This is a genomic window from Paraburkholderia sp. SECH4 (assembly GCF_030511745.1).
Lineage (GTDB): Bacteria > Pseudomonadota > Gammaproteobacteria > Burkholderiales > Burkholderiaceae > Paraburkholderia > Paraburkholderia madseniana.
In genome coordinates, this window is sequence record NZ_JALOCP010000039.1 from 61,143 (window position 1) to 75,511 (window position 14,369).

The window sequence follows — 14,369 nt, forward strand, 5'->3', positions numbered from 1 at the left end:
CTGCCGGCAATCACCGCAACTGCGTCACCGCCAGCAGCAATACCATGCTGCCGATCGCGCCGTCCAGCACGCGCCACGCCGTCGCGCGGCGAAACAGCGGCGCCAACGCGCGGGCGCCGTAACCCAGACCAATAAACCAGATTCCGCTCACCGCCATCGCGCCGAGCGCGAACGCCACCCGTGCGCCGTCCGGTTCGCGCGCACCGGCCGTGCCGATCAGCAGGAAGGTGTCGAGATACACGTGCGGATTGAGCCACGTGAAGGCCAGCGTCATCAGGATGATCGGCATTGCACGTTGCACGGGTGCTGCTGCGCTCGTGCCCGGTGCGGTGCCGCCCGCATTGGCGTCCAGCACTGCATGTCCCGGACGTACTGCACGGCGCAGCGCGTTGATGCCGAACCACGCCAAATAGGCAAGCCCGATATACAGCATCGCGTGGACGAACACCGGATAGCGTTCCACCAGGACCGACGCGCCACCGACGCCCGCGCCGATCAGGATGCAATCGGACAGCGCGCACAGAGCGACGATCTTGCCGACGTGCGAGCGCATGATGCCCTGACGCAGCACAAAGGCATTCTGGGCGCCGATCGTCACGATCAGCGACGCGCACAGGGCGGCACCGTGGGAAAAAGACAGCCAATTCATAATCGATCCAGTAGACGGGGAAAGCGAACGAGACTAGTCTGCGGTTTTGCTGCTCATAAGAGAAGCTAATTTACTTAATGCCGATTAAGGAACGCTAATGCTCGACTATGCATTGCTCGACGCGCTGGCCGCCGTGGTGCGGCACGGCTCGTTCGACCGTGCGGCCAGCGAACTGAACGTGACGCCCTCAGCCGTCTCGCAGCGGGTCAAACTGCTGGAGGAGCGGGTGGGGAGCGTGCTCGTGAAGCGCGGCCAGCCGTGTGTCGCGACCACCTCGGGGGCGCTGCTGTGCCGCCATACCGAACGCGTGCTGTTGCTGGAAGCGGAGCTGACCGGCCGGTTGCCGGCACTGCCCGGCGCCTTGGTCGAACCGTGGCCGGCGCTGCGCGTGGCCGTCAACGACGACAGCGTGGGCACCTGGTTCATCGACGCAGTGGCGCAGTTCTGCGTGGAACGGGAGATGCTGCTCGATCTGGTGATCGACGACCAGGACCACACCGCGCAGAGGATTCGCGACGGCAGCGTGCAAGGCGCGGTCACCACGCAGGCCGAGCCGGTGCAGGGCTGCCGCTCGACCCGGCTCGGGCGGATGCGCTATCTGGCGGTCTGCACGCCGGCGTTTCGCGAGCGTCATTTTGCCGACGGCGTCACGCGCGAGTCGTTACGGCGCGCGCCGTGCGTCGATTTCAACCCGAAGGATCAGTTGCAGAAGCGCTTCATGCGCCGCATCACGCGGGCCGATTTGGATCCGCCCTTGCACTGGATTCCGCACGTCGCCGGTTTTTTGCGCGCCTGCGTGACGGGAATGGGCTGGGGCATGTGTCCCGAACGGATGATCGCGCCGCACCTTGCCAGCGGCGAGTTGGTCGAGGTGGCGCCCGGCAAGCATATCGACGTGGATCTGTACTGGCAGAGCTGGCGCCTGTCGATCGGCTGGCTCGACGATTTCGGCGCGGTGCTGCGCAAACGGGCGACGGAGTTTCTCGATTGAGCGTCGCGCGGGCGGTGTTTTCTGAATCTGGGAATCTGAAAGACGCCGCCCGCGCTTGCCAATTTCAATGGAGCCGGATCACCGGATGCACGCGTCGACGCAACCAGTGGCTCGCCGAATCGAGCGCCATGCGTGCGAAGCCGGTCAATGTCATCACGTGGCGGCGATAGATGAGCTTGTAGACGGCAGTCGCCAGCCAGCCGTCGACGAACACCGGCTGCGTCAGCAAGCTGTTGCTCAGACTGCCGATCGTGCCTTCGCGGCCAAAGCCGACCAACGTGCCGGCGTCGCGATAGACGAACTCCGGCAAGGGTTCGTCCGCTATCCGGCACTTCAGCGCGCGCGCCAGAAACAGCGCCTGCTGATGCGCGACTTGCGCGCGCGGCGCCAGAAACGCGTCCGCGTTTTCAGAAGAAGGGCAGGCCGCGCAGTCGCCCAGTCCGAATATGTTCGCATCGTTCGTGCATTGCAGCGTGCGGTTCACCTGCACCTGTGCGTTGCGATTCACCGCGATGCCGCCCAGCGTGCGCAACACCGGCGGCCCCGCGATGCCGGCGGTCCAGATCGCGATGTCGCTGGCGAGCGGTGCGCCTTCATTCGTCAGCACGGCATCGGCGCGCACTTCGGTGACGCGTGTGGCGTTCAACACGTCGACCCCCAGACTGACGAGCATCTTTTGTGCACGCGCCGAGATCGTTTCGGATAGGGCGGGCAGCACGCGCTCGCTGCTTTCGATCAGACGGATGCGGAAGTCGCGCACGGGGTCGAGCGAAAACGGGCTATAGCGGTTCAGCAGGCGCACCGTGTCGCGCAACGCAGCGGCGAGTTCAACGCCTGTCGCTCCAGCGCCGATGATGTTGATCGACACCGGCGTGTCCGCCTGCGCGGTCCGTGCGCGTCGCGCATGGTTGGCCCGCAGACAGGCGTCGAGCAGCTTGCGGCGAAACGCTTCCGCATGCGCGACCGATTCGAGCGGCAACGCGTGTTCGGCCGCGCCGGGCACGCCGAAATATTGTGTGACGCTGCCCATGGCCAGCACCAGCGTATCGAATGCAAGCTGCCGTGACGGCAGGATTTCGCGGCCGTCGGCGTCGTGGAGCGCATTCAGCGTGATGTGCCGGTTCGTACGATCGAGCGCGGCGAGCTCGCCCTGTTCGAATTCGAAGCCATGCCGTTGCGCCTGCACTGCGTATTGCAGTTGGTGTGTGGCCGGATCGAGCTGGCCCGACGCGGCTTCGTGCAACAAGGGCTTCCAGAAATGCGTCGGCCAGCGATCCACCAGCACGATCTGCGCGAGACCGGCGCGTCCGAGCGTTTCCGACAGTCGTGTAGCGAGCCCAAGGCCGCCGACCCCACCGCCGACGATCACGACGCGATGCGCCGCCGCTTGCGTCGATTGAGCCGCTTGCTGCCCTTGCTCTCTGCGTTGCGCGGTAGAGGTTCCCTGCTGATCGATTGCGGCCATGATCCTATCCTCCTGAAGTTGTCCGTGCTGAGCCGGTGAAGGCGTTCCGGGGCTATACCGGGTATTCACCGGCCTCATCTGTCAGGGCCAGTATAGAATCGGCTGAAACCGCAGCACAATTTAATGTTTCTGCACAACATATAGGTTTTCACTTATGTTAAAAGCCGCCACGTTTCGTCAATTGAAAGCCTTGCATACGGTCGCGAAGCTCGGCAGCGTGTCGCGCGCGGCCGAAGAATTGAAGCTCACGCAGCCGGCGGTGTCGCTTCAGGTGCGCCTGCTCGAAGAGGCCGCGGGCGCGCCGCTATTGCAGCGGGTGGGCCGTGGCGTGCAGTTGACCGCGGCGGGCGAAATCCTCGCGCGCTATGCGCTGGAAATCCTCGATCTATGGAATGGCGCGGCGGATGATCTTGCCGCCTTGCATGGCGAGCAGGGCGGCACACTGCGCATTGGCGCGATCACGACCGCCGAATATCTGATCCCGCCTTTTCTGGTGCGCTTCACGGAATCGCGCCCGCAAGTGAAGGTGCAATTCAAGGTCGGCAATCGCGCCGACATCATCCGCATGCTGGCCACGCACGAGATCGATCTTGCGGTGATGGGCAGCGCACCACGCGAATTGCGCACAGTGGCCACGGCGTTCGCCAAGCATCCGATGGCGTTCGTCGCCTCGCCCGCCCATGCGTTGATGAAGAAGAAGCGCCTGTCGCTGGACGATCTGCAATCCGCGAATCTGTTCGTGCGGGAGCGGGGCTCGGGTACGCGCTCGACGGTCGAGAATCTGTTTCGGCTCGCCGGCCACAAGCTGCATATCGGCTCCGAACTCTCGAGCAACGAAGCGATCAAGCAACTGGTCGAGGCGGGCTTGGGTATCGCGTTTCTGTCGCTGCATGCGTGCTCGCTGGAATTTCAGGCGGGCTTGCTGGCGTTGTTGCCCTTGCCCGCGAATCCAATCGAGCGCGATTGGTACGTGATGCATGTGTCCGATAAACGCCTGCCGCATGTCGCCAGTCTGTTCCGCGATTTTCTGATCGAGCACGGCATGTCCGGCGCGGTGCCGGTGCCGCTGCCGACTGTTGCCGCGGCGAAGCGGCGCCGTCAGGCGCGTGAGGCAAGCCCGATTTGAGGCGAGGATTCTCGCTATTCGCTTCGACGTTTGCGTTTCGCCAGGCCCGAAGGAGGTACCCGCGCGGCCTCTGGCTACCTCCGCAGAGCCTTATAGGACGGGCATTTCAGGTTACATCGCCCGCGATCGAAGTAAAGGTTGGGCGGGCGATATTTTTGCCCGCACTGATTGTCTTTACAGTGGCGTCCAGACATCTGAGAAAAGTGGACGCCGCATCCTCGTGGCGAGCCATCGTGATTGACCTGGCCGTTACAGGAGTTGGAGACAATGAGCAGCAACAGCATCACCCAAGTCGAAACATTCGGTTTTGAACGCATTCCGGATCGCTCGCGTTATGCGCGGCCGATCGATCTGTTCCGCTTGCTGTTCGGCGGTTGCAATACCTTTTCCACCTCGGTGCTCGGCAGTTTTCCGGTGCTGCTGGGTCTGTCGTTCAAGGCGGGCGTTTATTCGATCGTGCTTGGCGTGGTGATCGGTTCGTGCATTCTTGCGCCGATGGGGCTGTTCGGTCCGCGCAACGGCACGAGCGATCCGGTTTCGTCGGGTGCGCATTTCGGCATTCATGGCCGGATCGTCGGCTCCTTTCTGGCGGTGTTGACCGCCGTCGCGTTCTTCTCGCTGGCGGTGTGGAGCTCGGGCGATGCGCTCGTGGGCGGCGCGAATCATCTGCTCGGCCTGCCGGTCAACTGGATGACGTTGAGCTTCGCGTACGGTCTCTTTGCGGTGCTGGTGCTGACCGTCTGCGTCTACGGCTTCCGCTTCATGCTGTGGGTCAACAAGATCGCCGTGTGGGCCGCGAGTCTGCTTTTCGTGGTCGGCATTGTGGCGTTCGCCGGGCCGTTCAATAGTGCGTACGCCGGCAAGGTGGCGCTCGGCTCGGTGGGTTTCTGGCCGGCGTTCGTGAGTGCTGTGCTGGTTGCGATGAGCAATCCGGTGTCGTTCGCCTGCACGCTCGGCGACTGGGCCCGCTATATTCCGCAGAACACACCGAAGAAGCGCACGATTCTCGCGGTGATGCTCGCGCAACTGGCCACCTTCGTGCCGTTCTTCTTCGGTCTTGCTACCGCGACGATCATCGCCAGCAAGGCGCCGGATTTCATCGCCTCGAATAACTACGTGGGCGGTCTGCTGGCGATCTCGCCGAACTGGTTCTTTCTGCCGGTGTGCCTGATTGCGATCATCGGCGGGATGTCGACGGGTACCACCGCGCTGTACGGCACCGGGCTCGATATGTCGAGCATGTTTCCAAAGTTTCTGAACCGCGTGCGCGCCACGTTGCTGATCGGCAGTCTTGCCATCGGCTTTATCTTTCTCGGCCGCTTCGCGTTCAATCTGGTCGAAAGCGTGTCGACGTTCTCGGTGTTGATCAATGTCTGCAGTTGCCCGTGGATGGTGATCATGATCATCGGCTTCGTGACGCGGCGCGGTTTCTATCTTTCCGACGATCTGCAGGTGTTCAATCGCGGCGGCCGTGGCGGTCATTACTGGTTCACGCACGGCTGGAACTGGCGCGCGATGGGTGCGTGGATTCCGAGCGCGGTGATCGGCCTGTGCTTCGTCAATCTGCCGGATCAGTTCGTCGGCCCGCTCGGGCAGCTCGCCGGGGGGCTCGACATCAGCATGCCGGTTTCGCTGACGCTCGCCTGTGCGCTGTATATCGCATTGCTGCAGTGTTTTCCTGAACCGGATGGCGTGTATGGGCCGCTTGGCCGACGTTGGTTGCGTAGCGGTCCGCAGCGCAACGCGACCGTGCACCCGGTGGTGCCGGCGACCAGGCTTAAGGCTGGCGGCGCGCAAATGAAGACACAAATGAAGACACAAATGAAAACGCAAGCGCAGCAGCGCGCCGTACGACGTGAACGCGAAGAAGTGCTGGACACGCAGGACGCGGGTTGAATCGTGCGGTTCGAGGCGCTCAGTGCAAGGCGCAGTGAGACTTCGCCGAGGGCAATCGAGGTGGCATTAGAAGCTGCGTCGAAGCGCCACCAAGGCCGCACCGAAGCAACAGTCGCGCAGCAAATGCAATGGTATTCAAGTTGAGTAGGCAAACACAATGAGCGAGTCAGTAAAGCGCGCGTTTGAAGGTGTAAAGCTGTTTCCGTTCTGGCTGGACAATCCGCGTGCACCGGCTGTCGAACGGGAATTGATCGGACCGACTTCCGCGGATCTGGTGATCGTTGGCGGTGGGTTCACCGGTTTGTGGGCGGCGATTCAGGCGAAAGAAGCGGACCCGTCGCTCGACGTCGTGCTGGTCGAAGCGGGGAAGGTGGCCTACGGCGCATCGGGTCGTCCGGGCGGGATCATCTCCACGTCGGTGATGCATGGTCTGCCGAATGCAACGCGGGTCTTTCCGCAAGACCTCGACGTGCTGGAACAGCTGGGGCAGGAGAACCTCGACGGTTTCAAGGAGTCGTTGACGCGTTACGGCATTGAAGCGGACGTCGAATGGAATGGCGAGATGACGGTGGCCGTCGATCCGGGGCACCTCGATCATCTGAAAGGCGATTACGAGCTCCACGTAGCCCACGGGCATGATGTCGTTTTGCTCGACAGCAAAGGCGCACGCGAACAACTCGATTCACCGCTGTTCGCGGGCGCGATGTGGTCGCGCAATCGCAGCGGCACGATTCATCCGGCGAAACTCGCGTGGGGACTGAAGGCCGCCGCGCTGAAACTCGGTGTGCGTTTGCATGAACACTCGCCGATCACGCGCATGGAAGATCTCGGCGCAACGATGATGGTGCACACCCAGGCGGGCAGCATCGAAACGCCACGCGTGCTGCTTGGCACCGGCACGGCAGACGTGGGCGTGACCGACATCAAGCGCCGCGTGATGCAGGTGCGCGATCACATCATCGCGACTGCTCCTTTGAGCGACGAGCAGATGGCGCGCATCGGCTGGAACAATCGCCAGGGCATCTACGATACGCGTACGCAACTCAATTATTTCCGTCTTACCAAAGACAACCGGATTATCTTCGGCGGCCGTGTGAGCTATCACTTCGGCGGCGATCCAAATCCGGCCGCGGATCGTGACGAGAGCACATACTACAAGCTCGCCGAAGCGTTCTACCGCACGTTTCCGCAACTGGACGACGTGCGCTTCACCCATGCATGGGGTGGCCCGATCGACTACTGCTCACGCGGCGCCGTGTTCGCGCGCCGCTATCACGGCGGCAAAAGCGTGTTCGTCGCGGGCTATACGGGTTTCGGGGTGGCGGGCAGCCGCTTTGGTGCGAAGATGGGCCTCGACATGCTGTGGAATCGGGAGACGCTGATTACGTCGCTGGATATTTCGCGCAAAGGGCCGTCGTACATTCCGCCGGAACCGTTGCGCTGGATCGCCGCGAAGATTACCTTCAACGCATTCGACGGCGCCGACGATCGCGGCGGCTGGCGGCGTCTCTGGATCAATTCGATCAAGGCGCTGGGCTTCCCGATGTAGTTGCCGTTATGGTTGCCACTGTAGTGATCGATGTGCCCGACGGCTTTTTTATTGATTGCAGCCGGAATGAAAAAACCGCACCTTAACGGGTGCGGCTCTTGTTGAAGCAACGCTGCGATGCAGTATGAATCAACCGCAGTACACGATGCTGTACTTCTTGGTCGCCACCGGCATATGCCACGTGCCCGAGAAGCCCTTGTGCAGGATGAAGGCGTCGCCGGCGGCATAGCGTTCGCTGCGGCCGTCGTCGCTGGTGATGACGACTTCGCCTTCGATCAGCACGCAGACTTCGTGGATCGGCAGGTCGGCCAGCTTCAGCGTGCCCGCATCGCATTGCCATACGCCGGCGGACAGCATGTTGCTTGCGTCGGAGAATGCGTTGAGGGCGTGCGGTGCCTTGGCGCCTTCGAGGATGACGTCGGCGGGATCGTGCAGAGCGGGGTTCAGGCCGGAAGCGCCGGGGCCTTTAGCGTCGATGCGGGTGAAAGTGATGGTGCTCATGTGTCTCTCCTGGTTAATTTGATTCAAAGACGAGGGATTCGATGACGGAATCGAAGCAGAACCGGAGTCTGAGCCAAAGCTGCGTAGCGATGAATTTCGATTTGAAGACATTCAGATTGAGCGGCGTCGATGTAAAGCATTCGATACCGCTCTCGGGCGCTTTGCCGGCCCAACGTCTGACCCAACCATTCATGTAAAGGACAAGCCCATGCAACACGCCAAACAGTTTTACATCGACGGCCAGTGGGTCGATCCGCAAAACCCGGCCGGTGCCGCCACGCTCGACGTGATCGATCCGTCCACGGCTACCGCGTTCGCGCAGATTTCGCTCGGCGGCGCGGCCGATGTCGACCGCGCCGTGGCCGCGGCGAAGCGTGCCTTTCCTGCCTACAGCGAGACGACGATCGCGCAGCGAATCGATTTGCTGCAAGCGATCCTCGACGTGTACCGCAAGCGCTATGACGACATGGTGCATGCGATCAGCCGCGAGATGGGCGCACCGCTGCAATATGCGAACGACGCGCAGGCGTGGACCGGCGTTGCGCATCTGGAGACGATGATCCGCACGCTCGACACGTTCGAATTCGAGTACGTGAAGAGCAGCATTCTGATCCGCAAGGAAGCGGTCGGCGTGTGCGGGCTGATTACGCCGTGGAACTGGCCGGCCTTGCAGATCGCCACCAAGGTCGTGCCCGCGCTCGCGGCCGGCTGCACGATGGTGCTCAAGCCTTCGGAACTGGCGCCGCTCTCCGGCATCATCTTCGCCGAGATCCTCGACGAAGCGGGTGTGCCGGCCGGCGTGTTCAACCTCGTCAACGGCGAAGGCGCAACGGTGGGCGAGGCGATGTCGCGTCATCCGGACATCGACATGATGTCGTTCACCGGTTCGACGCGTGCGGGCGTGCAGGTCGCCAAGGCCTCGGCGGACACGGTCAAGCGCGTGCACCAGGAACTGGGCGGCAAATCGGCCAACCTGATTCTCGAAGATGCCGATCTGAAACAGGCTGTGATGCGCGGCGCCCGTGCGTGTTTCGACAACAGCGGCCAGTCGTGCGATGCGCCCACGCGCATGTTCGTGCCGCGCGCACGCCTCGCCGAGGCATTGGCGTATGCGAAGGAAGCGGCTGAAGCACTCGTCGTCGGTCCTGCGGATGCGAAGGGCATCGATCTCGGGCCGGTCATCAGCGAGCAGCAGTTCGACAAGATCCAGCGGCTGATCGGCGTGGGCGTTGAAGAGGGCGCTACGCTGGTGGCCGGCGGGCCGGGCCGTCCTGAAGGATTGAAGGATGGTTACTTCGTGCGCCCGACGGTGTTCGGCAATGTCACGCCGACCATGACGATTGCGCGCGAAGAGATCTTCGGGCCGGTGCTGTCGATCCTCGGCTACGACACCGAAGACCAGGCGATCGCGATGGCCAACGACAGCCTCTACGGCCTCGCGGGCTATGTGCAATCCGCCTCGATCGAGCACGCGCATGCGGTGGCGAAGCGCCTGCGTACCGGCACGATCTATCTGAACTACGCGGACTACAGCCCCGATGCGCCGTTCGGCGGCTTCAAGCAATCGGGCAATGGCCGCGAGTACGGCGAGTTCGGTCTCGAGGATTTTCTGGAGATCAAGGGCGTAGTGGGTTACGCGAGCTGACGCTGCGTGACTGCCGGGCGGTGAGGGACGTCACCGCGCCGGCAGTTTTCCGATGGCTGTTCCAATCTGCGAACGCCGTTTGCGGGCGTCTATAATCTTTGCCGGAATTCGCCATCGGATCTTGAACCTGTGAAAACGACTATCGCTATTGCGCTTGCTGCGCTTGCCCTGAGCGGCTGCATGTCCGCCGAAAAACAGGAGGCGCAGGCGCGCGACTTTACCCGCTCAGAGAACCTGCTCGATAGCGCGCAGCGTAACGCTGCGGTCGGGTGCGCGGATCAGGCGCAGTGCGACAAGGCCTGGTCGCTTACGAAGGACTATGTGGCGGCGCATTCTTCCACGTCGATCGTCCGCGCGGACGCGGTAGCGATCGAGACCGATGTTCCGAACCGCTCGGGCCATGCGGTCTTTTCGGCCACGCGCGTGGCCAAGGGCAGCGGGGCAACGATCACGCTGTACGCGCAGTGCCGTGGCATGTATGGCCAGGATCGCGCGATGGGCTCTGACTACGATGATTGCGTCAAGCAGATCGGTCCGACGCAAAACGGCTTCGTGCCGTATCTGCAGAAGCATTTATCCAGCCAGTAATCCGGCCAGCAACCCAGGTAGTAGCGGGCGACCGTACCTCGCCTGTTTGAATGCGATGAAGCCACGCTGGCCCGTGACGTTGCTCAACAACGCGATTCGGTCACGTCACTACAGCAGCAGTTCGATCGAATGAAACAGCCGGCGCAGCTCGGGGTCTTGCGAGCGCGCACCTTCGTCGACGACTTCACGCAAACACTCGAGAAAACACGTGGCCGCCGGACTCGTCGGCGCGCCGCGGCGTGACGTGATGCTGACGATGGTTTCATCCACCGTCTCGCGCAAGGGCAGCGCCCACAGATTCTCCTTCGCGATGCTCACCTCGACGAGCGGCCACGGAAAAATGCTGAGCATGTCCGTTTGCGCGAGCAAGCCGAGCACGACCGCGAGCGAATGCGCGAGATGGATCGTGTGCGGCACCTTCATGCCGCGCTTGCGGAACAGATTGTCCGAGATCGACTCGCGGCTGGCGGGGTCCCAGTTCAATACCCATTCGGCGTCTTCCAGTTCGAGCAGCGTGCGGCAACCCGCCTTGGGATGATCGCGGCGCGCGACCACCGCCGAATGCGTGGAAAACAGCGGTACGTTGTGAAACTCCGATTGCGGCGAAGCAGGCGGAGGACGGCCAATCGAAAAATCGAGGCTGCCGTCGCGCAAGCGCGGTTGCACGACCGCCAACAGACCCTCGAAGAATTCCAGTTGGACCTCCGGCATGCGTTGCCGGAACCGCTGCACCGTGGGCGGCAGGAATGTCAGCGCCACCCACGGTGTGACGCCGATCGACAGTTTGCCGGCCGCTGCGCCGCGCATCGCCTCGATCTCCGCTTCTGCGCGCTGCAACTGACCGAGCACCAGCCGCGCATGCACGACCAGCGCGCGGCCGAACTCCGTGAACGCGACGCCGCTCGCGCCGCGCACCAGCAACGGCGCGTGCAGATCGGCTTCCAGTTCGCGCATGGCCTTGGTCACGGCGGCCGGCGAAAGCTCGAGCGAACGGGCGGCGGCCCGGATACTGCCGGTATCCGCAATGGCCGCTAAGGTGCTGAGTTGATGCAGTTTCATCTGGAAAACCCGTACATGGGTGGCAACCGCTGGTTGCTGGCGCAACGATTCTACGCCTGCCGCTGGAAAATCGGCGTGGTTATGCTCGGTTCACGCTTTCATCGACGGAGACAACATCGTGAACACCATGGCCATCCCGGCGGGCATCGCCGAACTCGAAGACGAAATGATCGCGCTGCGCCGCCGCATCCACGCGCAGCCCGAACTGGCTTACGAAGAGTTCGCCACCGGCGACCTGGTCGCGGAACGCTTGCAGGAGTGGGGCTACACCGTGCATCGCGGGCTGGGTCAGACCGGCGTTGTAGGGCAACTGAAAGTAGGCAGCGGCACGCGCAAACTCGGCCTGCGCGCCGACATGGACGCACTGCCGATTCATGAGACGACCGGCCTGCCGTACGCGAGCACCGTCCCCGGCAAGATGCACGCATGCGGCCATGACGGGCACACGGCGATCCTGCTGGCGGCAGCCAAGCATCTGGCGCAGGAAAAGAGTTTCGACGGCACGTTGAACCTGATTTTCCAGCCCGCTGAAGAAGGTCAGGCCGGCGCGAAGAAAATGCTCGAAGACGGCCTGTTCGACAAGTTTCCGTGCGACGCGGTCTTCGCGATGCACAACATGCCCGGTTTTCCGACGGGCAAGTTCGGTTTCCTGCCGGGCTCGTTCATGGCGTCGTCCGATACGGTGATCATCAAGGTGACTGGCCGCGGCGGTCATGGCGCGGTGCCGCACAAGGCGGTCGATCCCGTGGTGGTGTGCGCGCAGATCGTGCTGGCCTTGCAGTCGATCGTGTCGCGCAACATTGCACCGCTCGACATGGCGATCATCACCGTCGGCGCGATTCACGCCGGTGAAGCACCGAACGTGATTCCTGAAACCGCGGAGATGCGCCTGTCCGTGCGCGCGCTGAAGCCCGAGGTTCGCAACTATTTGCAGGAGCGCATCACGGCGGTTGCCTGCGGGCAGGCGGCGGTGTTCGGCGCGCGAGCGCATGTGGACTATCAGCGACGGTATCCGGTGCTGGTCAACGATGCGCAGATGACCAGTCTCGCACGGCAGGTCGCGCTCGACTGGCTCGGCGAAGACGGTTTGATCGCCGACATGCAACCGTTGACCGGCAGTGAAGACTTCGCGTTCCTGCTGGAGCGTTGCCCGGGCAGTTACCTGATCATCGGCAATGGCGATGGCGAGGGCGGCTGCATGGTCCACAACCCGGGCTATGACTTCAACGACGACTGTCTCGCTACCGGCGCGGCCTATTGGGTGCGGCTTGCGCAGACGTTCCTCGTCTGAGCCGGGTGCCATCGGATTGAACTGAGGCCGTGCAAGGCTCCGAGGGTCACGAAGACCAGCGGGGCCATCAAGGCCGTGTTGGGGCCAGTCAGGCCGTCCTTTGCTCTCAGGCGCACAAGACCGCAGGGCCGCGCATCAGCAGGGAGGACACCATGGAGACACAGATGGACTATTCCGCTACACCGCAACCAGCAGGCACCGACGCGTTGAATCTCGCTGGCGCGTCGGCCACGCCGCCGGCCAAACGCACGAGCCACGCCAAAGCGATTGCTGCGATCACGCTCGGCAACGGCCTCGAGTTTTTCGATTTTACGATCTACAGTTTCTTCGCGACGATCATCGGCAAGCTGTATTTCCCGGTGGAAGGGCAGCTTGCGCAACTGATGCTGGCCGCCGGCACGTTCGGCGTGGGATTCATCATGCGTCCGGTGGGCGGCATTGTGCTCGGCGGCTATGCTGACCGTGCCGGCCGCAAGGCCGCGATGAGTCTCACGCTGTGGCTGATGACGCTCGGCTCGGCGATCATCGCATTCGCGCCGACGTATGCGGCGATCGGCATCGCCGCGCCGCTGCTGGTGATTCTTGCGCGATTAATTCAGGGCTTCGCGCTGGGCGGCGAGGTCGGCGCATCGACCTCGTTGCTGCTTGAATATGGCAGCGACAAGACGCGCGGGTTCTACGGAAGCTGGCAGTTTGTGAGCCAAGGGTTGAACACGGTATGCGGCTCGCTGCTGGGTGTTGCGTTGGCGGCGGCGCTGTCCACTGCTGCGCTGGAGAGCTGGGGCTGGCGCGTGCCGTTTGTGATCGGCATGGCGATGGGGCCGATTGGTATTTACATCCGGCGGCATCTGGACGAAACGTTGCCGGGCGTGGAAGACGGCACGGTTTCGGCGGCCCAGGCGCCTGATGCACAGCCGGTTCGCAGGCTGTTTCGCGAGCATTCGCGGGTGATCACGACGGGGGTGCTGACGACCATTGGCGGCACGGCGGCGAATTACATCGTGCTGTTTTATCTGTCTACCTACGCGATTCGGATTTTGCATTTGCCGATGTCGTCGGCGTTGTGGGCCGCGTGGACCGCGGCGGTGGTGACGGTGATTTGCTCGCCGTTTGCGGGGGCGTTGTCCGATCGGGTGGGGCGTAAACGTGTTTTGTGGATTTCGCGGGTGTTGCTGATTGTTGCCGTGTATCCGGCGTTCATGATTATCAATGCTTCGCCTACGGTGCCTGTTTTGTTGTCTGTTGTTGCTGTGCTGGCTGTGTTTGTCGCTTTTACGGCTGTGCCCAATATCGTCATGTTGCCCGAGATGTTTCCGCGCGAGATTCGCGCTACCGGGATGTCGATTGTTTATTGTTTAGGGGTTTCGATTTTTGGTGGGTTTGCGCAGTTTTTTGCTACCTGGTTGATTCAGATTTCGGGGAGTAATCTGGCGCCTGCCTGGTATTTGATTGGGTGTGGGGTTGTGTCGTTGTTGCCGTTGCCGTTTGTGCGGGAGACTGCTGGGAAGGCAATAGATTAAGGTTGGGTTTTTGCCTTTGGCGGCGGCATTGTCAGTGTTCCTATGGTGTTGGCCTTTCCTTGCATTGTTAGTGGTCTATTAGCGTTGCC

At 62.5% G+C, this 14,369-nt stretch carries 12 protein-coding genes; 8 read left to right on the forward strand and 4 right to left on the reverse strand.

The annotated features are described in order from the left end of the window. Positions 1–10: 10 nt before the first annotated feature. Positions 11–649, reverse strand: coding sequence for a LysE/ArgO family amino acid transporter (locus M0D67_RS34460; protein ID WP_154564221.1), 639 nt, complete (start codon positions 647–649; stop codon positions 11–13). A gap of 97 nt (positions 650–746) precedes the next feature. On the opposite strand from M0D67_RS34460, the gene M0D67_RS34465 reads away from it, so the two are divergent. Continuing rightward, a complete protein-coding gene (locus tag M0D67_RS34465) occupies positions 747–1,640 on the forward strand; it encodes a LysR family transcriptional regulator ArgP (protein ID WP_154564219.1) in 894 nt (297 codons plus the stop codon). A gap of 64 nt (positions 1,641–1,704) precedes the next feature. On the opposite strand, the gene M0D67_RS34470 is transcribed toward M0D67_RS34465, so the two are convergent. Continuing rightward, a complete protein-coding gene (locus M0D67_RS34470) occupies positions 1,705–3,105 on the reverse strand; it encodes an NAD(P)/FAD-dependent oxidoreductase (protein WP_154564217.1) in 1,401 nt (466 codons plus the stop codon). Between the two features lie 154 nt (positions 3,106–3,259). Between M0D67_RS34470 and M0D67_RS34475 the strand changes: the two genes are divergently transcribed. The 3 genes from M0D67_RS34475 (at position 3,260) to M0D67_RS34485 (ending at position 7,676) form a co-directional block, all read left to right on the forward strand. Further along, positions 3,260–4,231: a LysR family transcriptional regulator gene (locus tag M0D67_RS34475; RefSeq protein ID WP_154564215.1), complete on the forward strand. Its 972-nt coding sequence runs from the start codon at positions 3,260–3,262 to the stop codon at positions 4,229–4,231. Positions 4,232–4,498: 267 nt separating this feature from the next. Next, positions 4,499–6,127, forward strand: coding sequence for a cytosine permease (locus M0D67_RS34480; RefSeq protein ID WP_233464991.1), 1,629 nt, complete (start codon positions 4,499–4,501; stop codon positions 6,125–6,127). A 157-nt stretch (positions 6,128–6,284) separates the two neighbouring features. Further along, complete coding sequence (locus M0D67_RS34485) at positions 6,285–7,676, forward strand: FAD-binding oxidoreductase (RefSeq protein ID WP_154564213.1); 1,392 nt, start codon at positions 6,285–6,287, stop codon at positions 7,674–7,676. 129 nt (positions 7,677–7,805) lie between these two features. On the opposite strand, the gene M0D67_RS34490 is transcribed toward M0D67_RS34485, so the two are convergent. Beyond that, the gene (locus M0D67_RS34490) at positions 7,806–8,177 is read right to left on the reverse strand and encodes a cupin domain-containing protein (RefSeq protein ID WP_054040615.1); all 372 of its coding nucleotides are present in this window, start codon (positions 8,175–8,177) and stop codon (positions 7,806–7,808) included. Positions 8,178–8,385: 208 nt separating this feature from the next. On the opposite strand from M0D67_RS34490, the gene M0D67_RS34495 reads away from it, so the two are divergent. Next, positions 8,386–9,822 carry an aldehyde dehydrogenase family protein gene (locus tag M0D67_RS34495; protein ID WP_154564211.1) on the forward strand — a complete coding sequence of 479 codons (1,437 nt, stop codon included), beginning with the start codon at positions 8,386–8,388 and terminating at the stop codon, positions 9,820–9,822. Positions 9,823–9,951: 129 nt separating this feature from the next. Next, positions 9,952–10,410 carry a hypothetical protein gene (locus M0D67_RS34500; protein ID WP_168435859.1) on the forward strand — a complete coding sequence of 153 codons (459 nt, stop codon included), beginning with the start codon at positions 9,952–9,954 and terminating at the stop codon, positions 10,408–10,410. A gap of 108 nt (positions 10,411–10,518) precedes the next feature. Here the strand turns inward: M0D67_RS34500 and M0D67_RS34505 are convergent, their stop codons facing one another. After that, entirely contained in the window at positions 10,519–11,469 is a 951-nt protein-coding gene (locus M0D67_RS34505; protein ID WP_154564209.1) for a LysR substrate-binding domain-containing protein, read from the reverse strand. Positions 11,470–11,587: 118 nt separating this feature from the next. On the opposite strand from M0D67_RS34505, the gene M0D67_RS34510 reads away from it, so the two are divergent. Together M0D67_RS34510 and M0D67_RS34515 are read left to right on the forward strand one after the other, a co-directional pair. Beyond that, positions 11,588–12,760: a M20 aminoacylase family protein gene (locus tag M0D67_RS34510; RefSeq protein WP_168435858.1), complete on the forward strand. Its 1,173-nt coding sequence runs from the start codon at positions 11,588–11,590 to the stop codon at positions 12,758–12,760. A gap of 164 nt (positions 12,761–12,924) precedes the next feature. Beyond that, positions 12,925–14,280 (forward strand): MFS transporter, encoded by a 1,356-nt coding sequence (locus tag M0D67_RS34515; RefSeq protein WP_266241422.1) that lies wholly within the window; start codon positions 12,925–12,927, stop codon positions 14,278–14,280. The last annotated feature ends 89 nt before the right edge of the window (positions 14,281–14,369 follow it).